This is a genomic window from Yersinia sp. Marseille-Q3913, assembly GCF_963892745.1.
Taxonomy (GTDB): Bacteria; Pseudomonadota; Gammaproteobacteria; order Enterobacterales; family Enterobacteriaceae; genus Yersinia; species Yersinia bercovieri.
The window spans coordinates 176,335-200,194 of sequence record NZ_CAWQAF010000033.1 but is presented as its reverse complement, the minus strand read 5'-3'; the positions used below and the strand labels follow the sequence as shown (position 1 = coordinate 200,194).

Genomic DNA, 23,860 nt, shown 5'->3' with positions numbered 1-23,860 from the left:
CCATGGGTTATGACGAACAGCCATCCACCAATCCACCTGTTTGGCGGCACCAGTGATGCGCGGCTTATTTGCCAACTGCTCGATGGCGCAGGCGAGCGCTATAGCCTGTCGGTCGCCACTGATGCGGGCAAGCAACTGGCGGGTGATATTCGCGGTGAAGTGTTGGTCGGGCGCATGGATGCGGTGGCGATGGCCGCTTTTCTGACCGCCCGTGCAGTGCGCTGGGTGATTGATGCCTCGCACCCTTACGCCGAGCTGCTCAGTGACAATGTGGTCACCGCCTGCGCACAGTCGAATGTGCCGATGACTCTCTATCAGCGCCCGAGTGAGATTGACGCGATCAATCATCCACTGCTGCACAAAGTCGATAGTTTAAGCGCGGCCTGTGCAGTGGCCCAGACGCTGGGGCCACGGGTGCTGCTCACCACCGGCAGCAAACAACTGGCGGAGTATCAGCGCCGGCTGACAGGTAAAACAGTGCTAGCGCGTGTGCTGCCCACCGCCGAGGTGCTGAGTCAGTGCGAAGCGCTGGGGCTGGGGGTGGACAATATTATCGCGTTGCGCGGGCCATTTAGTGCGCAATTCAATCAGGCGCTGTATGAGTTTTGCCAGCCGGATGTGGTTATCACCAAGGAGTCTGGTGCGCAGGGGGGCTATCAGGAGAAAGTGGCCCCCTGCCTGGCACTGAATATCCCCTGCATTGTGGTGTGCCGCCCGCCCGCTGTGCGCTTGGGCCATATTGGGCAGCAAGTGACTTCATTAGATGAGTTGACCCAACAGCTGATCCACTGGCAAGAACAACGAGGAGCATAAAATGAAAAAAGCACTGTTAGTGATCAGTTTTGGCACCAGTTACGAACAGACCCGCCAGAAGAATATTGATGCCTGCGAGCAGCAGTTAGCTGCGGCTTACAGTGACCGCGATATTTTCCGCGCCTTTACCTCGGAGATGATCATTCGCAAGCTACGCAAACGCGATGGCCTGCTGATCAATAACCCGCGTGAAGCGCTGAAACAGCTGGCAGAGTTGGGCTATCAGGATGTCGCCATCCAATCACTGCATGTGATCAACGGCGATGAATATGAAAAAGTCGCCAATGAAGTGCGCGCCTTCAGCGACCTTTTCCACCATCTGGTGCTGGGTACGCCGCTGCTGAGCAGCTTTGCTGATTACCAACAGTTGCTGGTTGCGCTGCAAGCGCAGATGCCACCACTGGCGGCGGATGAACGGGTGGTATTTATGGGTCACGGTGCCAGCCATTTCGCCTTCTCAGCCTATGCCTGCCTTGATCACTTAATGACCTCGCTAAACTTCCCCGCGCTGGTCGGCGCGGTCGAAAGCTACCCGGAGATAAGCCATATCATCAGCCGCCTACAGCAGCAGGGGGTGCGCAAAGTGCACTTGATGCCACTGATGCTGGTAGCCGGGGATCACGCCATCAACGACATGGCCTCTGACGAGCCGGACTCATGGCGCTCACAACTGGAAGCGGCCGGTATCAGCACTCAATCATGGCTGCAAGGATTAGGTGAAAACCCATTGATTCGCCAAATGTTCGTGGAGCATCTGGACCGCGCCCTACAACAAAAACAACAGGAGGCAGCGTAATGAGCGGCAGACTTTATGCCTTAGGTGTCGGCCCCGGTGCCAGTGATTTGATCACGGTGCGAGCCGCACGACTGATCGCCAAACTCGATGTGCTCTATGCCCCGGCAGGGCGCAAAGGCGGCGACAGCCTGGCACTCTCTATTGTGCGCGAATATTTGTCGCCCACCACTGAAATTCGCACCTGCCACTTCCCGATGAGTGCCGATGACAGTGAAAAGCAGGCGGTGTGGGATGAGGTGGCGCAACAGTTGCAAACCGAAGTCGCCAATGGGCGTCAGGTCGGCTTTATCACCCTCGGCGACTCGATGCTATTTAGCACCTGGGTATTTTTGCTGGAACGCATTGGCCGCCCTGATTGGTTGGAGATTGTTCCGGGCGTGACCTCCTTTGCCGCCATTGCATCCCGCGCGGCCTTGCCGTTGGCGATGGAGCAACAGTCGCTGGCGATTGTGTCTTGTACCGCGCCGGAAGCGGAGCTGGAGCGGGCATTGCGCGATCACGATTGCGTGGTGTTGATGAAAGTTTATGGCCGCTTCGCCCGCATTCAGGCGCTGTTGGCCCGCCTGGAACTCTTCCCCCATGCGCTGTTGATGTCGGAAGCCTCACTACCGGGGGAGCTGTGTTGGCGTCAGTTGGATACTATTGCCGCTGACCAGCCATTGCCCTATTTCTCGACCATTTTAGTGAATAAGCAGCAACGAGTTAATTAAGCAACGGGTGAATTAAGTTTTTGAATTAAAAGCTCTTTAAGGGAGTAGGAAATGGAAAAACAACTAAAAAAATTGTCATTCACGGGATTAGCGATGGCTATCCTGCTGACTATTGCCCCAAATGATGTTTTTGCGATGCACATTATGGAAGGTTTTTTGCCGCCGATGTGGGCACTGGCCTGGTGGGTGCTATTCCTGCCGTGCCTGTTTATGGGGCTGGTGCGCTTAAAGCAGATTGTGGCTGAAGACAGTAATCAAAAAGTGTTACTGGCACTGTGTGGTGCCTTTATTTTCGTACTGTCCGCGCTGAAAATTCCGTCGGTGACCGGCAGTTGCTCTCATCCCACGGGGGTCGGGCTGGCGGTTATCCTGTTCGGGCCAGTGGTGGTGGCGGTATTAGGGGCGATTGTGCTGCTGTTTCAGGCGCTGCTATTGGCGCACGGTGGGCTGACCACCTTGGGCGCAAATGGCATGTCGATGGCAGTGATTGGGCCGGTCGTGGGTTATCTGGTCTGGAAACTGGCCTGTAAAGCGGGGTTACGCCGTGATGTTGGGGTGTTCCTGTGCGCCATGCTCGCCGACTTAACCACCTACTTTATCACCTCGGTCCAGCTTGGATTAGCCTTCCCAGACCCGCAATTTGGTGTCAGCGGCTCGATTATCAAATTTATGGGGGTGTTCTGCATTACCCAGATCCCGATTGCGATTGCGGAAGGATTGTTGACCGTGATGATTTACGACCAATTAACCAAACGCCAGTTGATCCACGCGGAGACTCACTAACATGAAAAAGACCCTTATCTTGCTGGCGATGGTGATAGCACTGGTGATATTGCCGTTCTTTATCAATCACGGCGGCGAATATGGCGGCTCAGATGGCGAGGCTGAAACCTTGATTCAGGTCACCGCGCCACACTACAAGCCGTGGTTCACGCCGCTGTATGAACCGGCCAGTGGCGAAATCGAAAGCTTACTCTTTACCCTGCAAGGCTCCATGGGTGCGGCGGTGATTTTCTATATCTTGGGCTACTACCGGGGGAAACGCGGTGAGTATGCTGGGGATTGATAAGTTAAGTTATCAGAGCCGCTGGCGACAGGCTGACCCGATGGGAAAACTGCTGCTGTATGGGGTATTCCTGCTGCTCGCCATGCTTAGCCCGCCGAGATATCAGGCGCTGCTGCTGCTGTTTATCGCCGCGCTGACCTGTTATTTGCTGCGGGTTGGCCCGCGCCGCTATTTGCGCTGGCTGGCTATTCCGCTCTCTTTTTTGTTGGTGGGGCTGGTGACCATAGTGTTATCGCTGGCCCGTCAGCCGGAGAGTTTGTGGTGGGGGGTACAAATGGGCAACTGGTGGTTCGGCATCGATAAAATTGGCCTCGCCACCGCCAATCAAACATTGTGGCGCAGTCTGGCGGCCCTGGCAGCCACCTTCTGGTTTGTGCTCAATACGCCATTTCCGCAGCTGATTCAACTACTGAAACGCTGTCATGCCCCCCGTCTGCTCACCGAGCAGATCCTGCTGACATGGCGCTTTATCTTTATTTTGATCGAGGAGGCGGCGGCGATTCATCAGGCGCAGTCACTGAGATTTGGCTATATCTCATTGCCCACCGGTTACCGCTCGCTGGCAATGCTGGTTGGTATGCTATTTACCCGCGTGATGATTCGCTATCAACAAATGGTCATCTCGCTGGATATTAAACTCTATCAGGGTGATTTTCACCTGTAAGGCAGGATGTGATGTTAGCCACCCAGCAGTTATGTTTCAGCTATCAGGATGAGCAGGTGCTGCATGATCTGACACTGGATTTCAGCCAACACGCGGTTACCGGTGTCTTGGGGGCCAATGGTTGCGGCAAATCCACGCTATTTATGAATCTGACCGGCATTCTGCAACCGCAGCAGGGGGCGGTGTTGTGGCAAGATGAGCCGCTTAGCTATAAAAAAGCTTCGTTACGCGCGCTACGTCAGCGGGTAACCACGGTGTTTCAAGACCCGGAACAGCAGATCTTTTATACCGATATCGACAGCGATATTGCTTTCAGCTTGCGCAATCTGGGGATGCCAGAGGCGATTATTGCTGAGCGGGTTGATCGGGCGCTGACCCTGGTCGATGCGCAGGTTTTTCGCCATAAATCGATCCAGCACCTAAGTCATGGGCAGAAAAAACGGGTGGCCATTGCCGGTGCCTTGGTGATGGAAGCGGAGTATCTGCTGCTGGACGAACCGACTGCGGGACTCGATCCCGCAGGCCGCCAGCACATGATTACTATCATTGAGCGCATTGTGGCGGAAGGAAAACGGGTTATTCTATCCAGCCATGATATCGACCTGATTTATAAGGTTTGTGACTACCTGTATGTCCTATCTCATGGGCACCTGATGATGGCTGGTGAAACCACCGAGGTGTTCCTGCAACAGGAGAAACTGCAAGCCGCCGGGCTGGTTCAGCCGTGGCTGGTCAAAATGCACACTGAGCTAGGATTGCCGCTGTGCAAAACCGAAGAACAACTTTTTGCGTTGATGCGTCAGCGTGAAACGGAGGAGACGCGATGAGTTTATCGGTGACGAAATTATCGATAATGGTGCAAGGCACGGCATCTGACGTCGGCAAAAGTGTGTTAGTGGCGGGGCTATGTCGCATTTTTATGCAGGATGGTTATCGTTGCGCCCCCTTTAAATCGCAGAATATGGCGCTGAATTCGGGCATTACGCCGCAAGGCGAAGAGATGGGGCGGGCGCAGATTTTTCAGGCCGAAGCCGCGGGTATCGCCCCAGATGTGCGCATGAATCCGGTGCTGCTAAAACCCACCAGTGACCGCAAGGCGCAGGTGGTGTTGATGGGCAAAGTGGCCTGTAATATGGACGCGGTGGAGTATCACCAGTACAAGCCGCAGTTGCAGCAGCAGATAGGCGAGGTCTACCACAGTCTGGCCGCTGAATATGAGGTGATGGTGCTGGAGGGGGCCGGCAGCCCCGCGGAGATTAATCTGCGCGACCGCGATATCGTCAATATGGGCATGGCGGCGATGGCGGGTGCGCCGGTTTTATTGGTGGCAGATATTGATCGCGGTGGCGTATTCGCCTCTATTTATGGCACGCTGGCGTTGCTGTATCCCCACGAAAAAGCGCGGGTCAAAGGGGTTATCATCAATAAATTCCGTGGTGATATTGCGCTGCTTAAGCCCGGTTTGGAGCAGATTGAAGCCCTGACGGGTGTCCCTGTTTTGGGGGTGATGCCGTGGCTGGATATTGATTTGGAAGATGAAGATGGCGTGGCGCTGCAAAATGGCAAATATGACGATGCAACAGAAAAGGCGCTGGATATTGCGGTGATCCGCCTGCCACACATTGCTAATTTTACCGATTTTAATGCCCTGGCGGCTCAGCCGGATGTGCGCTTGCGCTATGTTTCGCAGCTCTCCGCGTTGGGCCAGCCGGACTTGGTCATCCTGCCTGGCAGCAAAAATACGTTGGGTGATTTGCAGTGGCTGCATCATAGCGGGCTGGCGGCAGCACTGCTGGCGCAGCATCAGCGGCAGGTGCCGGTGATTGGGATCTGTGGCGGTTATCAGATGTTGGGTAAGCGCATTGTCGATGGCGTGGAGTCGGGCCTTGAGCAGATGGATGGCCTCGGTTTGCTGGACGTAGAGACCCAATTCGCGCCGGACAAAATCACCACACGGGTCAGCGGTCATTGTTTGGCGGCACTGCCGGGGATACTGGCAAGCTGCGCGGAGCACCCACTGGAGGGCTATGAGATCCATATGGGAGTTTCCCAATTGGGGGCTGATGCCACCCCTTTTGCCCGCCTGACATTACGTAACGGGCAGGCGGAGCAGTGGGTCGATGGGGCGGTGAACAGTGACGGCAATGTGCTGGGTAGTTATATCCATGGCCTGTTCGACAGCCACCACTTTACCCGCGCCCTGCTGGATAAGTTGCGGCAACGTAAAGGGCTGGCGGCGTTTGATGGTGTGAGTGTCAATTATGCGGAGCATAAGCAACAACAGTTTGATATTTTGGCGGCACAAATGCGCCAGCATATTGATATAAAAAGTATTTATCAGTTAATGGCAGCACATCAACAGGAGAGCGCACAGTGATTTTGATTACCGGCGGTGCGCGCAGCGGCAAGAGTTCGCTGGCTGAACGATTGGCGGCACAGGCGCGCGATCGGGTATTTTACATCGCCACCTCGGTGGTGACTGACACAGAAATGGCCGAGCGGGTTGCGCTCCACCGTGCCACGCGTCCGGCACACTGGCGCACTTGGGAAGGGTATCGGGATCTCGGCGCGGTACTGGAGCAGCAAGTGGCTGGGGGTGAGGCGGTGGTGCTGGAGTGCATCACCACGCTCATCACCAATCTGCTATTTGAACAGGCGGGCGACACGCCACCTGAACAGATGGATTTTACCCAGTTGGAGGTGGGGATCCAGCAACAGATTACCGATCTGCTGGCCGCCTGCGCCCGCAGTTCAGCGCCAATTTATCTGGTCACCAATGAGCTGGGCATGGGGATCGTGCCGGAAAACCGCCTCGCGCGCCATTTTCGCGATATCGCGGGGCGGGTCAATCAACGACTGGCGGCAGCGGCTGACGAGGTGTTTTTAGTGGTTTCTGGTATTGAGGTCAAAATTAAATGAGCCTGCGGCTATTTCTCGCCACCTTGCAGTTTATGACCCGCATTCCGGTGCCTGAGCGCTGGACACAAGGGCTGGCAATGGATCAATACGAACGCGGTATTGTCGGCTTCCCACTGATTGGCTTGATTGTTGGGGTGGTCGGTGCCGTGGTCTTTACCTTGCTGGCCCCCTGGTGTGGCGTGCCCTTGGCGGCACTGGGCTATGTGTTGGCCCTGGCACTGATCACCGGCGCTTTTCATCTGGATGGGCTGGCAGATACCTGTGATGGGGTGTTTTCCGCCCGTAAACGCGAGCAGATGTTGGAGATCATGCGCGACAGCCGCCTCGGCACCAATGGCGGGTTGGCGCTGATCTTTATGGTGGTGGCAAAAGTGCTGGTGGTGAGCGAGCTGGCGCTGCGTGATGTGCCGATGCTTGCCATGCTGACCGCTGCCTCGGTTGCGGGTCGCACGGTTATTGTGCTGCTGATGTACCGCCAGCGCTATGCTCGTGCAGGCAATGGGCTGGGCAACATTTACATTGGTAAAGTCACTGGCAGACAAACGGCCATCACCCTGGCGGGCGGCATGATTTTGACGCTGTTGCTCGGTAAAGGGGCGGCGGTGCTGGCGCTGATGATCACCATGGCAGTAGTTTGGCTGCTGGCGACCTATCTGCGCCGTCGCTTGGGCGGGCAGACTGGTGACACGCTGGGGGCTGCTGCCGAAGTGGGCGAACTGCTCTTTTTACTGGCGCTATTGTGACAGCACCACTTTCTGAACCCTCAATATTGGGCCATACGATGCGACTCTTTCTGGTACGCCACGGGCAAACCGAGGCCAATTTACGCGGTGTTTTTTGCGGCCTGACCGATTTGCTGCTGACTCCACAGGGCGTAGAGCAGGCCGGGCAGCTCGCCGGGTGGCTGGCGGAGGTTGATTTTACCCACGCCGTAAGCAGCCAATTGCTACGCGCGCGCCATACCGCCGATATCGTGCTGGCGGGGCAGGATATTAACGTCACTATCGACGACCAACTGAATGAGATGAACTTCGGTGATTGGGAAATGCGCCATCACCATGATTTACAACGTGAAGATCCCGATGCCTGGGCGGCATGGGTGGCCGATTGGCAACAGGCCAGCCCCACCGGAGGGGAGTCTTTCCCACACTTTTTGGCCCGCATCGAAGGGGCCGTTGAGCAACTAAAATCAGTCCAAAATAACGACAATAATCGGCTATTGGTCGCCCATCAGGGGGTATTAAGCCTGATGTTGGCACGTCTGCTACTGATGCCCGCAGCGGCCATGTGGCACTTTCATTTTGAACAGGGGGCATACAGCGTGCTGGAGATCCATGAAGGGTTTGTCACGCTGCGTGCATTTAACAGTCGGGCTGTTTGGCAGCCTGCGACACGAGGTTAAAGAGATGCAGACACTTTCATCGATTCTGGCGAGAATTCCACCGTTAGACAGTAAAGCGATGGCCCGCGCCAAAGTGCGGTTGGATGGCTTGCTTAAGCCACCCGGTAGTCTGGGCCGTCTGGAGTTATTGGCTATCCAACTGGCAGGGATGCGCGGGTTATATGGGCATCAAGTCTGCCGCAAGCAAATTATTGTGATGGCCGCTGATCACGGTGTCTACCACGAAGGTGTGGCTATCTCACCCCGCGTGGTCACTATGGTTCAGGCGCTGAATATGGTGAGGGGCGTGACCGGAGTTTGTGTGTTGGCGGCCAATGCGGGTGTGGAGGTGAAGATTGTCGACGTGGGTATCGACAGCGAGACACTCCCCGGTGTGGTGGATATGAAAGTGGCCCGTGGCAGTGGCAATATTGCTCGCGAAGCGGCGATGACCCGCCAACAGGCAGAAGATTTATTGTTCGCCAGCGCCGCGCTGACACTACAACAAGCCGCTGATGGGGTGAAAGTGTTTGGTGTCGGTGAGCTGGGTATGGCGAACACCACGCCAGCTGCGGCGATGGTTAGCGTGTTTACCGACAGTGACCCTGAGTCGGTGGTGGGTATCGGGGCGAATTTTCCCAGTGAGCAACTGCATCATAAAGTGGCGGTGGTGCGCCGCGCCATCGAAACTAATCAGCCGGATGCCAGTGATGGCATTGATGTACTGGCAAAAGTTGGCGGCTTTGATCTGGTGGGTATGACCGGCGTGATGCTGGGTGCGGCGGCGGCGGGATTACCGGTGGTGCTGGATGGTTTCCTCTCTTATGCCTCGGCGTTGGCGGCTTGCCGTATCGCCCCTGGTGTGCGCGAATACCTGATCCCATCACATATGTCGGCAGAAAAAGGCGCGGTGATCGCCCTGAATCACCTGCAACTGGAGCCCTATTTGCAGATGGGGATGCGCCTGGGTGAGGGCAGTGGTGCGGCACTCGCCATGCATTTGGTCGATGCGGCCTGTGCGATGTACAACAATATGGGCTCGTTAGCGGAGAGTCATATTGAGTTGCCAACAACGACGGCTTAATCTTTGTCTTTTAAGTTGCAGGAGAAGTTGCAGGAGGTAGCTGCGCTAACCTGCAACTTTGACTCTGTATCGGGGTTTTTTAGCCGTTGAATAATCAGATGATGCTACTATCCAAACATGTATTTAGCTAACGCACTAAAATAATTGGATATAGGGTATGCAGAAACTTCTTTTTTCCGGTCGTATCAATCTGAAAATGATTCGCTATTTCTTGGCGGTGTCAGAAGAACTGCACTTCGGAAAAGCCGCTGAACGCCTGCATATCTCCCAACCGCCGCTAAGTTTACAAATTAAAGAGCTGGAAGAGGCGTTAGGTTTCCCTTTATTGATCCGGGATAGCCGTAATGTGGTGCTCACCCTGGCCGGTGAAATGATGCAAGCTGAGATGAAAGAGGTTTTTGAGAATATAGAAAATTCGCTTAGCCGCGTATCCTATATTGCTCGCCACGAACAGAGCCACCTGAATATTGGCATTATTGGTTCCGCCCTTTGGCATCAGTTATTAGAGAAATTCAAAAATTTCAAAACGCTTAATCCTAATACCACCTGGTCGCTACATGAATTTCCACCCAGCAAACAGTATGAGGCGCTATTAAATAAAAAACTCGATATTGGGTTCTGGCGCTGTGCTGATCTGGAGCAGAATCCGGCGCTGGTTTATCAGCGAGTAGAAAAACAGCGGGTCGCCGTCGCGGTGTCATATGAGAGTGAGTTGGCTGAAAGCGAAGTGTTATCGCTGAAGGATCTCTCGGGCCAAACACTAATATTCCTCACTTTTACTAACTCTGGCTACTCTAAGAACCTCTATAACAGCTGCCTCAGCGCGGGTTGTAAACCACAGGGCATTTACCAATTTGATGAGCCGCAGACACAACTGGCTTTTGTAAACAGCAACTTGGGTATCGCTTTAGTACCTGAAAGTATGCAGGAGATCCCATGGCCGAATATTAAGTTTATTCCGCTGCAAGAGTCTCTCTCCGCTGATCTCTTTGCTGTTTACCACCCCGGCAGCACCACTCAAGCACTAGACCGATTACTGGCGTTATTCTAAGCCCACGGGATGAATTAATATCACTTGGCCTTAACTAAAATAGCCATCGCGATAATGACTAGTAACGCGCCGCCAGCAATCTCTTGCCAATGAATTTCCTGGCCTAGCAGCCTACTGGTTGCAATAACTGACAGCGGAATGAGATACACATAGCCTGAGACTTTAGCGGGCGATAATACAATGCAGGCTTTTTGGAACAGAAAGAAACTTAATGCAGTGGCAAAGGTGGCAAGATAGAGAACACCACTCCAGGTAATTAGGCTGATATTACGCCACTCTATATCCGGCAACTGATAAGCGACGACGGCAGTCAGTAATAACGTGGCGCAAATTAAGCTCCAGCCTGTCAACACCAGTGCTTTCTCCCCGCGATGCAGTTTCTTCACCACGATGGGATTTAGCGCCATCCCGACACAACCCAATAGAAATAGGTAATCAGATGGCATCAGCGACAATTGTAAAACCTGCGACAAATCACCTTTAAATATAATTAACAGCGCACCTGAAATGCCCAGTAATAGTGCCGTCAACACCGGCCAGGTCGATTTTGAATTGAGCAACAGCAAACTCAATATCATGCTCATTAACGGCACGGTGGTGTATAGCGCACTCGAATTTAATGCGCTGGTAGTCTGAAGTGAAAATATCATACAGGCAAAATAGAGCAGCGGCGGCAGGCTAATCAGAGTGTAACGGCCTAAATCACGATAATGGGGTAATCTCAGTAATCCTTGCCCCACTAACAACACAATAAAAAGCAGGCTGGCAATAGCATAGCGCATCCATGTGATAACCATTGGGGGCAACGCATTACTAATGGTTGCGCTGGCAATAAAGGAGCCGCCAAGGAGTACGGTAAATCCTAGCATCTGCAAATGTGCTTTAACTATTTTTGTTGTCATGTGCATCCCTATTACCCTCTTGTGATCGACGATAATTGCGTGGAAACACAGGTTGAACCATTACCTTTTCAGTATGGATAATCGGAATTTTAGTATTGGTGGTGTCATAACCCACTACCTATGATGAATTGTACCCGTCATCTTTCACCTTACAGGTGTGTTGGCTGTTTGAGCTATCTGACAATTAAAATAATTAAGGGTTTTTATTATGACAACAGTAAATTCAGCTATTAATGCCGATTGCAGTGAATTGCCATTTCAGGCCGTTGAGGTTATTCAGAAAATAAAGCCCGGTTTTAAGCCGCAGGTGGCATTTATTCTTGGCTCAGGATTGGGTGATCTGGTGGCGCAAATTACCCATGAAACGACCATTAGCTATGCCGATATTCCCGGTTTTCCAGTCAGTTCGGTACATGGCCATGCCGGTGAACTTGTTTTAGGTCATCTGTTTGGTGTTCCTGTTATGTGCATGAAAGGCCGTGGTCATTTCTACGAAGGCAAAGGCATGAGTATCATGACCCACCCGGTGCGCACATTTAAATTAATGGGGTGTGAATTCCTATTCTGCACGAATGCCGCCGGCTCATTACGCCCAGAAGTATTACCGGGTTCAGTCGTGATGCTAAAAGATCATATTAACACCATGCCGGGAACACCATTGGTCGGGCCTAATGACGATCGCTTCGGCCCACGTTTCTTTAGTCTGGCCAATGCCTACGATAAAGATCTGCGTGCCGATATGGCCAATATTGCTCAACAGCTCGATATCCCACTGACCGAAGGTGTATTTGTCTCTTACCCTGGCCCTTGTTTTGAAACTCCAGCTGAAATTCGCATGATGCAAATTATCGGTGGTGATGTGGTGGGAATGTCCGTGGTGCCAGAAGTGCTCTCTGCGGCCCATTGTGGTTTGAGAGTTATCGCATTAACGGCTATTACCAATTTGGCTGAAGGTCTTTCTGATGTGGTTCTGTCTCATGAGCAAACCTTAAAATGTGCAAAATTGGCCTCGGTTAATTTCACCAAACTGATTGAAGCTTTCTTGAAAAGCAAAGCGCCGCGCTGATCGACAAAATCTATATTCTCCGCTCTTGGCTTGCCGTGGTAACCCCGTATTGCCAGGTTCGGAGAGAATATCTCTGAAGAGGGAAGTACCCTACAGACTTAATAAGCAAAAAAGACTCCCTCGACACATTTGTATCACGGAGAATAAAAATGATAATAAAAAAACGGCTTAAAGTGATGTTCTTCCTCCAGTTCTTTATCTGGGGTGCCTGGCTGGTGACCTTGGGTGCCTACATGATGAATACGCTGAATTTTACCGGCACACAGGTGGGGCTGGTTTATGGCGCGAAAGGGATCGCTTGTATTTTGATGCCCAGTATTGTTGGCATTATTGCTGACCGCTGGATTAAGGCCAATATTCTCTATGCCGGTTGCCACTTATTGGGTGCTGTTGCATTAGTCATCGCGGCTAATATTTCAGATCCTAATATTATGTTCTTTGTGATGCTATTTAATGCGATGGTTTATATGCCGACGATTGCATTAGCTAATACGATCTCTTATATCTGTTTAGAAAAAGCGGGGCTGGATACCATTAAGGACTTTCCGCCGGTGCGTGTTTTTGGCACCGTGGGTTTTATTTTCGCCATGTGGACGATTAGCTTGTCCGGATTCGAATTGAGTAATATTCAGCTCTATATTGCATCAGGTGCTGCGCTGGTTCTGGCGATATATGCACTTTCATTACCGAGCTGCCCGACCTCAAATGTTAAAAAAGACCGTTCGTGGGTGAATATGTTAGGGCTGGATGCCTTCGTATTATTCAAGCAAAAGAAGATGGCGATTTTCTTCCTATTTGCCATGCTGCTCGGGGCTTCATTACAAATTAGCCATACATTTAGCAGCCCATTCTTACATGATTTTGCCAAAAATCCGGTTTATCACGATAGTTTGGTGGTGCAATATCCGTCGATATTATTATCGATGGCCCAAATTGCCGAAGTCTTTTTCATTCTGACCATTCCCTTCTTCTTATCTCGTTTTGGTATTAAACGCGTGATGATGATCAGTATGGTTGCATGGACACTGCGCTTCACCTTATTTGCCTATGGTGACCCCTCAGCGACAGGTATCGTCCTATTGTTGCTATCCATGGTGGTCTATGGTTGTGCTTTTGACTTCTTTAATATTTCTGGCGCAATTTATGTCGAAAAAGAGGTGGACCATAATATCAGGGGCAGTGCACAGGGCTTATTTATGACGATGGTTAATGGCGTTGGTGCTTATGTTGGCGCGATTACCAGTGGGCATGTGGTCGATTACTTTACAGTGGCGGGAGTGAAGGACTGGAACAGTATTTGGTTATCTTTCGCCGCTTATACTCTGGTTCTGCTCGTGGTGTTTATCTTTGTTTTCCAATATAAGCATGATCCGGTTGAGTTCAAGGATCGCCAGCTATCACATTGATGATATTGCTTATTATGATTTGATGTGGCTTCTAAGCTGGAATGCCACCGCTAAAAAAAACCGGATCATTTAAAACTGATCCGGTTGGTATTTAACCAGAGTAATTACTTGCTCTTATCCTGAATGCCACGCACGTTCAGATTATTATTATCCACTTGCGGCAAACCGGTGGTTGCAGAAGTTGATAACAATCCGGTCTCAGCATAGTTAAATAGCTTCTCGCGGGTATCGGTGATATCCAGGTTGCGCATGGTCAACTGACCAATACGATCATCTGGTGAGAACACAGACTCCCCTTTCTCCATGGTCAGACGCTCTGGTTTGTAAGTCAGATTGTCGGAGACCGTATTGAGGATGGAGTAGTCATTACCGCGACGCAGTTCCAGTGCCACTTCACCGGTAATTTCGCTGGCAACCCAACGCTGGACTGAATCACGCAGCATCAGCGCTTGTGGATCAAACCAACGGCCTTGATACAGCAGACGGCCCAAAACACGGCCATTGGCATGATATTGCTCAATGGTATCTTCGTTGTGAATACCGGTCAGCAGGCGCTCGTAAGCAATATGCAGCAGTGCCATCCCTGGGGCTTCATAGATGCCACGGCTCTTAGCTTCGATAATCCGGTTTTCAATCTGGTCGCTCATGCCCAGACCATGACGGCCACCGATGCGGTTAGCTTCCATCATCAACTCGACGCTGTCGTCGAAGGTCACGCCATTCAGTGCCACCGGATAACCGCGCTCAAAACGGATGGAGACCTCTTCCGCTTTGACTACCACATTTTCGTCCCAGAATTTCACGCCCATAATCGGGTTAACGATTTTGAGGCTTGAGTTTAGGAACTCTAGATCTTTGGCTTCGTGAGTCGCACCCAACATGTTGGAGTCGGTGGAGTAGGCTTTCTCGGTCGACATTTTGTAGTCGAAACCAGATTGAATCATAAATTCGGACATCTCATGGCGGCCACCCAATTCATCGATGAAATCGGTATCCAGCCACGGCTTGTAAATTTTCAACTCAGCATTGGTCAACAGACCGTAACGATAAAAACGCTCAATATCGTTACCTTTATAGGTACTGCCATCACCCCAGATATTCACGCCATCTTCTTTCATGGCGGCGACCAGCATGGTTCCGGTGACGGCACGGCCCAGCGGGGTGGTGTTGAAATAGGTGACACCGGCGGTGGTGTTGTGGAAGGCACCACATTGAATCGCGGCGATCCCTTCAGCGACCAGCTGTTTGCGGCAATCGATCAGGCGGGCTTTCTCTGCACCATACTCCATCGCTTTACGTGGAATAGCATCGTAATCCTCTTCATCAGGCTGACCCAGATTAGCGGTATAGGCGTAAGGAATTGCCCCTTTTTTCTGCATCCACAGCAGCGCGGCACTGGTGTCCAGGCCACCGGAGAAAGCAATACCAACACGCTGATTAATAGGAAGGTGTTTGAGAATAGTTGTCATCAATTAAATCCTGTATGAATTAGGTCAGTCTGGCAAAGGTTTCAATGGCTACATTGATATCGCAAAACCGGTAGTAGAGTCAAAGATATTTTGCATATTTATGTGAATTTTATTGCATAAGTATTTAATTTGTACTTTGGTGAAATTCCGTTTCATTTAAATTAATTTCACGTTCTGTTATGATATCTACATCGATTTTTTATCGCGTGTAACACGTTAAAATTTAAAGCGGAAAACCGCCATTGTAAACCGGCGCATCGGGATATTTCACCATAGTGGTGAAAAGCGCGGGTGTAAGCAAATTGGGCGTGATTTCAGGGACAGTTAAGTTGAAAATCTTTCGCGAAAGCGCGTGGTATAAAAAACGAAAATCCTACCGGGTACTATTTTGGCGTGAGATAACGCCGCTGGCGATCCCACTGTTTATTGAAGGGCTGTGCGTCCTGTTGATGGGGGTGTTCAGCACTTTGCTGGTGAGTTGGCTGGGCAAAGAGGCGATGGCGGCGGTGGGTCTGGCTGACAGCTTCAATATGCTGATTGCCGCTTTCTTTGCCTCAGTGGCGCTGGGGACATCGGTGGTGGTGTCATTCAGTCTCGGTCAGCGCAAGCGCAAGCAAGCGCAAACGGCGGCCCGCGAATCCATCTCTCTGCTGGTTTTAATCTCCTTACTCTTGGTGCTGCTGGTGCATTTTGCCGGTGAGGCCATTATCAATCTGATGGCGAATCAGGCCGATCCCGCCGTTAAGGCCATGGCACTGACCTACCTGAATTTGACGGTCTGGAACTATCCGGCGATGGCGATCACGCTGGTGGGATGTGGTGCGCTACGGGGGGCCGGTAATACGCGGTTGCCGATGTTTATCAATATTGCGATGAATATTCTCAATATTGTTATCAGTAGCGTGCTGATTTACGGCCTGTTTAGCTGGCAGGGAGTAGGTTTTATCGGCGCGGGTATTGGTATCACGCTTGCACGCTATATCGGCGCGCTGGTGGTGGTTCTGGTGCTGATTTTCGGTGCCAATAATACTCTGCGTATCCCCTTCAATGCCTATTTTTTGCCCTTTACCTCGGCCATTATGTTTGAGGTGCTGAGCATCGGGATCCCCGCCAGTGTTGAATCCGTGATGTTCAGTATCGGCAAGCTGATTACCCAGCGCTTTGTTGCGGGAATGGGCACCGAAGTGATCGCCGGTAACTTTATTGCTTTTTCAATCGTCGGGCTGATTAACCTGCCGGGCAATGCGCTGGGATACAGTTCGACTATCATCATCGGCACGCGATTGGGGAAAGGGCAGATTTTGCAGCCAATTCGCCAGCTCAAACATATCTTTTGGCTATCCACCGTCGGCGTCTGTTTTATCGCGCTGCTATCGATCCCCAGTGCTGGATTTTTGGCCTCTCTCTATACCAACGAACCGGGCGTCATCAATGTGGTGAAGCATCTGATCTGGATAAATGCGCTGTTTATGCCGATCTGGGCGGCCTCTTGGGTACTACCATCGGGCCTGAAAGGGGCGAAGGATGCCCGTTATACCATGTGGGTGGCGCTGGCAGGAATGTGGGGCTGCCGCATTATTGTTGGTTATATCTTGGGGATAACACTGGGATTTGGCGTCACTGGCGTTTGGATGGGGATGTTCCTCGACTGGATAGTACGCGGCGTACTGTTTTATCGCCGCATGTCTACAGGCCGCTGGTTGTGGCGCTATCGACCAGTGGCATAACCCCAGCGGTCAAGGCGCTGGCTGGAGTGGCACGACGCATCTTCTTAAGCCGAATGATTAATCATTTTCTGCCGATTGCCGATAAAGAGATAAGCAGAATGTTATTCCTTATTTTCCGAATGACTTAATTCGCCTTGTTACTACTTATCAATCTTCATTCGCATTGGGGAAAGTATGGATAATTTTCAAAAAGAGATAGAGGAGAGAACTAACCTCACCTCATCGAACCGGTTTGAGCTGTTGCTGTTCCGCTTGGGCGAGTCGCAAGATGAAGAGAAATCCGAGCTGTTCGGCATCAACGTGTTTAAGCTGCGTGAAATTGTGCCCATGCCGACGCTAACCAAGGCGGCGGGCATGGCATCGCCAATGATGGGGATGGCGAATATTCGTGGGGAGATTATTCCTGTGATTGATCTCCCGGCTATTGTCGGTTGTGAGCCAAAAACCGGATTAAATATTCTGCTGGTGACCGAATATGCTCGTAGTACTCAGGCATTCGCGGTGGAGTCGGTTGATGATATCGTCCGCCTTGAATGGAGTCAGGTGCTGGCTGCGGATGCGGGTGTTAATAGTCGCAACATCACCAGTATTGCGCGGCTGGATAACGACACTGCAAGTAACCGTCTGGCTCTGGTGCTGGATGTTGAACAGATTTTGTATGACATCATTCCCGCTAATCGCAATGTCCAAATCGACAGTGAGAAAACCAAGGCGTTTGATCTGAAACCGGGTTCCGTCGCCATTGTGGCTGAGGACTCGAAGGTAGCACGTTCGATGCTGGAACAAGGCTTGAAGATGATGGATATTCCCGCCGTGATGCATATCACCGGTCTGGAGGCGTGGAATAAAATTCGTAAGATGGCCGATGAGGCGCGGGCCGAGGGCCGGCCTATCTCGGATAAAATCGCATTTGTGTTAACCGATTTGGAAATGCCAGAGATGGACGGCTTTACATTGACGCTGAATATTAAACGCGATGAGTTTCTGAAGAATATTCCGGTGATTATCCATTCATCGTTGTCTGGTAGTGCGAATGAAGATCATGTCCGCAAAGTTGGGGCGGATGCCTACGTAGCAAAATTCGAAGTCAATGAATTGGAAGCGGCGATCCACAGTGCTCTGGATTCCAAAAAAGCGATAAATTCGTAACAGCCATTCCCATTTTGGTATCTAAGCCATTGACTTGCAACATAATGGCTTAGATGCTGAATCCACCCATCTAGTGACAACAATTCAGCTACAGGCTGACACTGGCGTAATGGCAGAAACCTCAATATAATCAGTTTATTCATTAACCAACGCTATTTAAGGAGGATTACTATGTTGACCCGTGAATTGTTTCTTTATTCACTCGTCTTTAGTGATCGTGCTTGCTCAAGCATTACCGGTATCGTGCTGCGATAACCTGCTTGAGCGAAGCTAACTAACACACTGAGAACTTCCCTCCAGCTTACTGGTTATCGTCAGTTTTTTTGACGATCGGCATCTTTTGCCTGTAAAACTTGAGTAAGCAATGACTACATTACTTTCTGCACAATCTGTCTGCTACGACAACACTTTCGGCCCACTGCTGACTGAGATAACATTTGGCCTGAAAAAAGGTGACCGCATCGGCCTGATTGGCCATAACGGCAGTGGCAAAAGCACACTGCTAAAAATCCTCAGCGGGGATTTACCCGCCACCTCTGGCACTATCACCCTTGCCAACCAGTGTCTGATGGCACGCGTTGAACAACATCTGCCCGCTATGCTGGTTGACTGCACTCTGTTGGATGCGGTGCTCAACCATCTGCCCAATAGCCTGCATCAACCCGAACGCTGGCAAGCTGAAGTTTTGCTCGCCAGTTTGGGGTTTGACGAGGCCGACTGGGAATTGACTGCCGGTACATTGAGCGGAGGAGAGCACACCCGACTGCTATTGGCCCGGGCGCTGATCCGCCAACCCGATTTGCTGCTGCTGGACGAACCCAGTAACCATCTGGATTTACCCACGCTGCTGTGGTTGGAACAGTTTCTGCTGAATTGGACAGGCAGTTTTGTTCTGGTTTCACATGATCGCAGCTTGCTAGACCATGTCACCAACTGCACTTTGATCTTGCGCGACAAAAATCTACAGTTCATTCGTCTGCCTTGCACTTTAGCGCGCCAGGCGTTAGCGGAAAAAGATATCGCGGATAGCCAGCGCCGCCAGGCTGAACAGAAGGAGATTGATCGGGTGGCAAAGAGCGCCAAACGGCTGGCTATTTGGGGCAGCGTGTATGACAGCGAAAAACTGGCGCGTAAGGCGAAGCAAATGGAGAGACAGGTCGATCGACTTAAGGATGAGCAGACCCAACTCACGGCGGGCAACCAGTGGCAGTTGCGTCTCAACGGCGAGGCTTTACCGGCAGACCGAGTGCTGGCACTATCTGCTCTGCAGGTGCGACCTGCGCCACTGGCCCCGGTGCTGTTTGAGTTGGATCAATTGCGGGTAAAAAGCGGTGATCGTATTGCATTGGTTGGACGTAACGGCTGTGGCAAATCCTCATTGTTGCACTGCTTGTGGCGGGCGGTTAGCCGGCCAGAGGCCGCTGATGCCGGTCTGGTGTTCCATCCAAAAGTGCGTGTGGGCTATTACGATCAGAGCCTGCAACAACTGCGTGATGAGGATACATTAACCGAGGCTTTGGCACCGTTCGCACCGCTAACGGAAGAGCAGCGAAAAATGGCATTAATCGGAGCGGGCTTCCCTTACCTGCGACATCAACAGCGGGTTAATACGCTGAGTGGCGGCGAGCGTTCGCGATTACTGTTTATCGGCCTAACATTGGCTAACTACTCGCTATTGCTGCTCGACGAGCCAACCAATCACCTTGATATGGAAGGCAAAGAGGAGCTGGCCGACACGCTGAAAACATTCAGTGGCGCGGTGCTGTTGGTTTCCCATGACCGCACATTGATTGAGCAAAGCTGCAATCGTTTTTGGCTAATCAATCAACAGCGGCTGGAGGAGTGGCACGATTTAGAACCGGTTTACGCCATTTTGGCTGATAAATCGCTGCCAGTTGCTCCCACGACGACAACTCACTCAGCGACAATATTGCCAGCCGAGATACAAGCGGAAAGCGAAGAGGAGCATTTGTTGGCGACACTACTGGAATTGGAAAGCAAGCTGGAGGAGGATTTAGCGCGTAAACCCAAGCATCAGAAACCCGAGTTACAACAGCATTGGCAGCAGCAGATAGCACAACTCAATACTCTGCTAGGGTTGGCGTAAATGTTAGGCCGCAAGGATGCGGCGCAACCAGGGTCCCAGAACTCTGATTGCGAATGATGGTGTTATCGCACCCTACGGATTGCAACGCGGATAAATTGCAACGCGGATAAACTGAAATGCAAAAAGCCCGCTTAAGTTTCCTTAAGCGGGCTTCTCTAATTTGGCTCCTCTGACTGGACTCGAACCAGTGACATACGGATTAACAGTCCGCCGTTCTACCGACTGAACTACAGAGGAATCGTGTGAACGAGGCGAATAATAGCGGGGTATCAGGGGCATGTCAAAGGGGAAAAACGTTATAAATGCGCGTTTGCTGAGAGAATGAGCTTATTGGCTTGTTTTTCAGCAAACTTGCTATTTATCCTGCAAGTTATCCCCCTTGTTAAGCCGCTCACATTATTCCCCCGACCAAGCTTCGCATCCTCACGCGGATAAGGTATAGTTCCGCTTTTTGCGAAGGTATCATGCTGACTAACTCCTCCATTCGTCTCAATAAATACATTAGCGAGAGCGGTATCTGTTCTCGACGCGATGCTGATCGCTACATAGAACAAGGCAATGTTTTTATTAACGGCAAGCGTGCTACGGTTGGCGTTCAGGTCTCTGCCGGAGATGTGGTGAAAGTTAACGGTCAGATTATCGAGCCGCGTAATGAAGAGGACCTGGTGCTGATTGCGCTGAATAAGCCAGTCGGCGTAATAAGCACCACGGAAGATGGAGAGCAGAATAACATCGTTGATTTTGTTAACCACAGCAAACGGGTCTTTCCTATCGGGCGACTGGATAAAGATTCGCAAGGGCTGATTTTACTGACGAATCACGGCGATTTAGTCAACAAGATCCTGCGTGCTGGGAACGATCACGAAAAAGAGTATGTTGTGACCGTCAACAAGCCAGTGACTGACGAATTTATTCTCGGTTTAGGGGCGGGAGTGCCGATGCTGGGAACGGTGACTAAGAAATGCAAAGTGAAGAGAGAGGCCACTTTTGTATTTCGTATCACCCTGGTGCAGGGTCTTAATCGCCAGATTCGCCGCATGTGTAAGCACTTTGGCTATGAAGTTACCAAGCTAGAACGTGTCCGCATCATGAATATCAGTCTGAAAGGGCTGCCGCAGGGTGAATGGCGAGATTTGACCGAAGATGAACTCATCGAGTTATTTAGGCTGATTGAAAACTCATCATCCGACGAAAAACCAGTAAAAAAAGCGCCGGTTAAGGCCGTTGAAGCGAAAAGAGTGAGCATCAGCGGGCCGAAAAAAACCGAAAAACCTGACGGTAACGCAGCGTCCCGTAAGCGCTTTGCCCAGCCAGGGCGTAAGAAGAAAGGGCGCTAAATCTGGATTATTGTCACCAACTGCTGGAAACGGCCTCCGCGCCGAATAACATCCTCTAAGCACCTCCCGTGGCGGGCTGAAATAACGATTTAAGCCTCCACTGTCACGGGTAGGTATCCACTCAAGTCAAGATTTCCCTCACGTTAGCCCGGCAAAAAAGCGATTTGTTACATTGTCACTTTCACTCGCTGGCTATTTTTGACCTCATTGCCCGCATCATTGAAATAAATATAATTCAGGGTAACTTCACCATTAAGTGATGTGGGCTGCTGTTCAAAATGGTACTGGCGATCAGCGAATGGGGCCACCATCATGTCCATCTCTTGGGCGACCAGAACGTTTTTTTGCTGGCTTTGCAGCTGAATCTGGCCGAAAGAGACGTGATATGGCGTGGGATTGTGGGCGATGATAACATATTCATTATTTTGCTTTTTGAGGGTGAAACTCACTTTTTTCAGTGCTTCGGCCGGTGATGGCGTTAACCCGTCGGGGCGATAAAAAATCTTCATCTGGGTGTTCATCGCCATCGCCACCTGAGCATGGGCCTCGACATTACGCCGCGTTTTTGGCGGTATCTCATACAGATTTAGCCAGTAAACTGACTCCCGATCGGTAGGCAGATTCTCCCCCTTATTGATAATTCGTAGCCCTTGAGCCGCGCCCGCTTGCATCTTAAATACTGCCGGTAACACCATAAATGGCGCTTTGCTTTGGTCTGGTGTGCTGTCTACATCACCATCATCAATCCAGGTTTGTACCACCACCGGATAATCATTAGTATTCGCTAACATCAGAGTGCGTTCGCGCGACTCGGGCTGATAGATCATGCGCGTCGCCCCCGCGACTAAACCGGCCGAAGCGTGCTGATTGATAGTTAACATGAGTAAAAATAAGCATAAATATCTCATTGTATTTTCACCAAAACGTAAGCGGTGGCATCTATCTTACCGGCTGTTGGGCTGCCCTTAGGCAGTTTTTTCAATGTGGCGGTGAAGTGATGGGAGTAGTTGTTATAGCCGGCGGCACTACTGCCATTGGCGCTGGCCCCCGTTAAGATGGGATACCAACCCGCAGCACTGGAACCGGTGATGCAATTGCTGACACATCCGCCCCAGCCGACAAAATTCATTGCCGCGCCATTGCTGTCACTCAAGCTGATACCCACCCCAGTGGCAATGCGACTATCAGTGCCGTAATGGTCGGAGAGTAGGTAGCTTACGCCACCGGCCGCGTTCACCAACCCTAAGCTCTGTGCTTTCAGGTAGCCCGGTAATGAGGTTTGGATACCCAGCGCCGTTTGCCCGCTACTAATGCCCGACTCCGTGCCGGATTGGCACTCAATATCCACCGTAATATCGGCACTGCGTGTTTGGTTATTGTTGAGTTCATTCACGGTGATGATAGGGAAAACCACATAAGGCGTGACGTTGCGCACCACGCAGGTATTTTTACGTGTCAGGACGGCGACCGGCGAGGTATTCATGCCAAACGCCATATAGCGCCCACTCCCCCATGTTTGATAATTAGTCGCCGAATCATACCCGGCTTCCGGCACCGGCATACCGGGGCCTTTGAAAACCACATACCCGTTGGGTTGATTGCAGGTGTAGCTGCCGGAGTAGTTATCTGCTGCTGGCCCCGGACATCCCCAGGTCGAGGGGCCGGGGTTGCGGTCTACAGAACCCACCTTTTTTAATTCAGCGCGGATCTGGCTGAAATGCTTGCCTTTAATCTGAATCTTATTGCCCACCACATCGAATTTCTTCAGCGGCACTTGTTGCCAGATACGGCTGAATTCAATACCTGAATCGACATGAATCAATTTCAATGCGGTATAAGGGAAGAACGTCTGAAAATAGTTATCCCCCATATTGGTGTAGCCGCCGACATTACTGTCGCCATTTGTGGCGAAAACTTCGAAAATGCTCTCTTTATCGGCGATATCGCATTCATAGATAACAGCTTCTGGATCTGCCCAGAAACGGGCGGGGACTAAACTAATAATACTGGAGGCCAGAATAGAATCGACGGGCTGAATATAGTTGCTCGTCATATTGATATTGCCTAACTGCAAGGAGGCACCGTAGTTATCGCCGCCGATGTTGGCACCTTTCCAGATACATTGCGCATAACTGGGTAGCGTCACACCCAGTAAGCCGAATGCCAAAAACAATCCCATACCCTGAGAGAATAAGGGGCGGCGTCGATCTAAC

23 protein-coding genes and 1 tRNA gene are annotated in these 23,860 nt (G+C 51.3%); 19 read left to right on the top strand and 5 right to left on the bottom strand.

Annotated elements, in window-relative coordinates; genetic code table 11:
* Positions 1–9 precede the first annotated feature (9 nt).
* The 13 genes from AACW11_RS14295 to AACW11_RS14235 all read left to right on the top strand — a co-directional run bounded on the left by AACW11_RS14295 (position 10) and on the right by AACW11_RS14235 (position 10,484).
* The gene (locus AACW11_RS14295; protein ID WP_212584546.1) at positions 10–813 is read left to right on the top strand and encodes a cobalt-precorrin-6A reductase; all 804 of its coding nucleotides are present in this window, start codon (positions 10–12) and stop codon (positions 811–813) included.
* A 1-nt stretch (position 814) separates the two neighbouring features.
* The gene (gene cbiK, locus AACW11_RS14290) at positions 815–1,609 is read left to right on the top strand and encodes a sirohydrochlorin cobaltochelatase (protein ID WP_212584545.1); all 795 of its coding nucleotides are present in this window, start codon (positions 815–817) and stop codon (positions 1,607–1,609) included.
* The gene (locus AACW11_RS14285; protein WP_212584544.1) at positions 1,609–2,319 is read left to right on the top strand and encodes a cobalt-factor II C(20)-methyltransferase; all 711 of its coding nucleotides are present in this window, start codon (positions 1,609–1,611) and stop codon (positions 2,317–2,319) included. The genes cbiK and AACW11_RS14285 overlap by 1 nt, the downstream gene beginning before the upstream one ends.
* A 51-nt stretch (positions 2,320–2,370) precedes the next feature.
* A complete protein-coding gene (gene cbiM, locus AACW11_RS14280; RefSeq protein ID WP_212584543.1) occupies positions 2,371–3,102 on the top strand; it encodes a cobalt ECF transporter S component CbiM in 732 nt (243 codons plus the stop codon).
* Position 3,103: 1 nt separating this feature from the next.
* Positions 3,104–3,385, top strand: a complete 282-nt coding sequence (locus AACW11_RS14275; protein ID WP_212584542.1) for an energy-coupling factor ABC transporter substrate-binding protein — start codon at positions 3,104–3,106, stop codon at positions 3,383–3,385.
* Complete coding sequence (locus tag AACW11_RS14270; protein WP_212584541.1) at positions 3,372–4,049, top strand: energy-coupling factor ABC transporter transmembrane protein; 678 nt, start codon at positions 3,372–3,374, stop codon at positions 4,047–4,049. The genes AACW11_RS14275 and AACW11_RS14270 overlap by 14 nt, the downstream gene beginning before the upstream one ends.
* An 11-nt stretch (positions 4,050–4,060) precedes the next feature.
* Positions 4,061–4,876, top strand: coding sequence for an ATP-binding cassette domain-containing protein (locus AACW11_RS14265; protein WP_212584601.1), 816 nt, complete (start codon positions 4,061–4,063; stop codon positions 4,874–4,876).
* Positions 4,873–6,426 carry a cobyric acid synthase gene (locus tag AACW11_RS14260; protein ID WP_249192734.1) on the top strand — a complete coding sequence of 518 codons (1,554 nt, stop codon included), beginning with the start codon at positions 4,873–4,875 and terminating at the stop codon, positions 6,424–6,426. Before AACW11_RS14265 ends, AACW11_RS14260 begins: the two co-directional genes overlap by 4 nt.
* Positions 6,423–6,968, top strand: coding sequence for a bifunctional adenosylcobinamide kinase/adenosylcobinamide-phosphate guanylyltransferase (gene cobU, locus AACW11_RS14255; RefSeq protein WP_212584540.1), 546 nt, complete (start codon positions 6,423–6,425; stop codon positions 6,966–6,968). The genes AACW11_RS14260 and cobU overlap by 4 nt, the downstream gene beginning before the upstream one ends.
* Positions 6,965–7,711 (top strand): adenosylcobinamide-GDP ribazoletransferase, encoded by a 747-nt coding sequence (gene cobS, locus AACW11_RS14250; protein ID WP_212584539.1) that lies wholly within the window; start codon positions 6,965–6,967, stop codon positions 7,709–7,711. The genes cobU and cobS overlap by 4 nt, the downstream gene beginning before the upstream one ends.
* 38 nt (positions 7,712–7,749) lie before the next feature.
* Positions 7,750–8,370 (top strand): adenosylcobalamin/alpha-ribazole phosphatase, encoded by a 621-nt coding sequence (locus AACW11_RS14245; RefSeq protein WP_212584599.1) that lies wholly within the window; start codon positions 7,750–7,752, stop codon positions 8,368–8,370.
* A 4-nt stretch (positions 8,371–8,374) separates the two neighbouring features.
* A complete protein-coding gene (gene cobT / locus AACW11_RS14240) occupies positions 8,375–9,433 on the top strand; it encodes a nicotinate-nucleotide--dimethylbenzimidazole phosphoribosyltransferase (RefSeq protein WP_212584538.1) in 1,059 nt (352 codons plus the stop codon).
* 157 nt (positions 9,434–9,590) lie between these two features.
* The gene (locus AACW11_RS14235) at positions 9,591–10,484 is read left to right on the top strand and encodes a LysR family transcriptional regulator (RefSeq protein WP_212584537.1); all 894 of its coding nucleotides are present in this window, start codon (positions 9,591–9,593) and stop codon (positions 10,482–10,484) included.
* Positions 10,485–10,504: 20 nt separating this feature from the next.
* On the opposite strand, the gene AACW11_RS14230 is transcribed toward AACW11_RS14235, so the two are convergent.
* Positions 10,505–11,353 carry a DMT family transporter gene (locus AACW11_RS14230; protein WP_212584598.1) on the bottom strand — a complete coding sequence of 283 codons (849 nt, stop codon included), beginning with the start codon at positions 11,351–11,353 and terminating at the stop codon, positions 10,505–10,507.
* A gap of 241 nt (positions 11,354–11,594) precedes the next feature.
* On the opposite strand from AACW11_RS14230, the gene xapA reads away from it, so the two are divergent.
* A complete protein-coding gene (gene xapA / locus AACW11_RS14225; RefSeq protein ID WP_212584536.1) occupies positions 11,595–12,452 on the top strand; it encodes a xanthosine phosphorylase in 858 nt (285 codons plus the stop codon).
* A gap of 149 nt (positions 12,453–12,601) precedes the next feature.
* Positions 12,602–13,858, top strand: coding sequence for a nucleoside permease (locus AACW11_RS14220; protein WP_212584535.1), 1,257 nt, complete (start codon positions 12,602–12,604; stop codon positions 13,856–13,858).
* A 104-nt stretch (positions 13,859–13,962) separates the two neighbouring features.
* Here the strand turns inward: AACW11_RS14220 and argG are convergent, their stop codons facing one another.
* Positions 13,963–15,327 (bottom strand): argininosuccinate synthase, encoded by a 1,365-nt coding sequence (argG, locus tag AACW11_RS14215; protein ID WP_212584534.1) that lies wholly within the window; start codon positions 15,325–15,327, stop codon positions 13,963–13,965.
* A gap of 329 nt (positions 15,328–15,656) precedes the next feature.
* On the opposite strand from argG, the gene AACW11_RS14210 reads away from it, so the two are divergent.
* The 3 genes from AACW11_RS14210 (at position 15,657) to AACW11_RS14200 (ending at position 20,310) form a co-directional block, all read left to right on the top strand.
* Positions 15,657–17,054 carry an EmmdR/YeeO family multidrug/toxin efflux MATE transporter gene (locus AACW11_RS14210; RefSeq protein WP_212584533.1) on the top strand — a complete coding sequence of 466 codons (1,398 nt, stop codon included), beginning with the start codon at positions 15,657–15,659 and terminating at the stop codon, positions 17,052–17,054.
* A 174-nt stretch (positions 17,055–17,228) separates the two neighbouring features.
* Entirely contained in the window at positions 17,229–18,203 is a 975-nt protein-coding gene (locus AACW11_RS14205) for a chemotaxis protein (RefSeq protein ID WP_212584532.1), read from the top strand.
* A 364-nt stretch (positions 18,204–18,567) separates the two neighbouring features.
* A complete protein-coding gene (locus tag AACW11_RS14200) occupies positions 18,568–20,310 on the top strand; it encodes an ABC-F family ATP-binding cassette domain-containing protein (protein ID WP_212584531.1) in 1,743 nt (580 codons plus the stop codon).
* Between the two features lie 161 nt (positions 20,311–20,471).
* On the opposite strand, the gene AACW11_RS14195 is transcribed toward AACW11_RS14200, so the two are convergent.
* Positions 20,472–20,547 (bottom strand) — tRNA-Asn (locus tag AACW11_RS14195).
* A 227-nt stretch (positions 20,548–20,774) separates the two neighbouring features.
* Here AACW11_RS14195 and rluF point away from each other — a divergent pair.
* Entirely contained in the window at positions 20,775–21,647 is an 873-nt protein-coding gene (gene rluF, locus AACW11_RS14190; protein ID WP_212584530.1) for a 23S rRNA pseudouridine(2604) synthase RluF, read from the top strand.
* 167 nt (positions 21,648–21,814) lie between these two features.
* On the opposite strand, the gene AACW11_RS14185 is transcribed toward rluF, so the two are convergent.
* Positions 21,815–22,555, bottom strand: a complete 741-nt coding sequence (locus tag AACW11_RS14185) for a fimbrial biogenesis chaperone (RefSeq protein WP_212584529.1) — start codon at positions 22,553–22,555, stop codon at positions 21,815–21,817.
* On the bottom strand, positions 22,552–23,826 hold the full coding sequence (locus tag AACW11_RS14180) for a fimbrial protein (protein ID WP_445285826.1): 1,275 nt from the start codon (positions 23,824–23,826) through the stop codon (positions 22,552–22,554). Before AACW11_RS14180 ends, AACW11_RS14185 begins: the two co-directional genes overlap by 4 nt.
* Positions 23,827–23,860 lie beyond the last annotated feature (34 nt).

Excerpts from the sequence above, each read along its gene's own strand:
- AACW11_RS14295 (WP_212584546.1), top strand. The coding sequence starts at position 10 with ATGACGAACAGCCATCCACCAATCCACCTGTTTGGCGGCACCAGTGAT.
- cbiK (WP_212584545.1), top strand. The coding sequence starts at position 815 with ATGAAAAAAGCACTGTTAGTGATCAGTTTTGGCACCAGTTACGAACAG.
- AACW11_RS14285 (WP_212584544.1), top strand. The coding sequence starts at position 1,609 with ATGAGCGGCAGACTTTATGCCTTAGGTGTCGGCCCCGGTGCCAGTGAT.
- cbiM (WP_212584543.1), top strand. The coding sequence starts at position 2,371 with ATGGAAAAACAACTAAAAAAATTGTCATTCACGGGATTAGCGATGGCT.
- AACW11_RS14275 (WP_212584542.1), top strand. The coding sequence starts at position 3,104 with ATGAAAAAGACCCTTATCTTGCTGGCGATGGTGATAGCACTGGTGATA.
- AACW11_RS14270 (WP_212584541.1), top strand. The coding sequence starts at position 3,372 with ATGCTGGGGATTGATAAGTTAAGTTATCAGAGCCGCTGGCGACAGGCT.
- AACW11_RS14265 (WP_212584601.1), top strand. The coding sequence starts at position 4,061 with ATGTTAGCCACCCAGCAGTTATGTTTCAGCTATCAGGATGAGCAGGTG.
- AACW11_RS14260 (WP_249192734.1), top strand. The coding sequence starts at position 4,873 with ATGAGTTTATCGGTGACGAAATTATCGATAATGGTGCAAGGCACGGCA.
- cobS (WP_212584539.1), top strand. The coding sequence starts at position 6,965 with ATGAGCCTGCGGCTATTTCTCGCCACCTTGCAGTTTATGACCCGCATT.
- AACW11_RS14245 (WP_212584599.1), top strand. The coding sequence starts at position 7,750 with ATGCGACTCTTTCTGGTACGCCACGGGCAAACCGAGGCCAATTTACGC.
- cobT (WP_212584538.1), top strand. The coding sequence starts at position 8,375 with ATGCAGACACTTTCATCGATTCTGGCGAGAATTCCACCGTTAGACAGT.
- AACW11_RS14235 (WP_212584537.1), top strand. The coding sequence starts at position 9,591 with ATGCAGAAACTTCTTTTTTCCGGTCGTATCAATCTGAAAATGATTCGC.
- AACW11_RS14230 (WP_212584598.1), bottom strand. The coding sequence starts at position 11,353 with ATGCTAGGATTTACCGTACTCCTTGGCGGCTCCTTTATTGCCAGCGCA.
- xapA (WP_212584536.1), top strand. The coding sequence starts at position 11,595 with ATGACAACAGTAAATTCAGCTATTAATGCCGATTGCAGTGAATTGCCA.
- AACW11_RS14220 (WP_212584535.1), top strand. The coding sequence starts at position 12,602 with ATGATAATAAAAAAACGGCTTAAAGTGATGTTCTTCCTCCAGTTCTTT.
- argG (WP_212584534.1), bottom strand. The coding sequence starts at position 15,327 with ATGACAACTATTCTCAAACACCTTCCTATTAATCAGCGTGTTGGTATT.
- AACW11_RS14205 (WP_212584532.1), top strand. The coding sequence starts at position 17,229 with ATGGATAATTTTCAAAAAGAGATAGAGGAGAGAACTAACCTCACCTCA.
- AACW11_RS14200 (WP_212584531.1), top strand. The coding sequence starts at position 18,568 with ATGACTACATTACTTTCTGCACAATCTGTCTGCTACGACAACACTTTC.
- rluF (WP_212584530.1), top strand. The coding sequence starts at position 20,775 with ATGCTGACTAACTCCTCCATTCGTCTCAATAAATACATTAGCGAGAGC.
- AACW11_RS14185 (WP_212584529.1), bottom strand. The coding sequence starts at position 22,555 with ATGAGATATTTATGCTTATTTTTACTCATGTTAACTATCAATCAGCAC.
- AACW11_RS14180 (WP_445285826.1), bottom strand. The coding sequence starts at position 23,826 with ATGGGATTGTTTTTGGCATTCGGCTTACTGGGTGTGACGCTACCCAGT.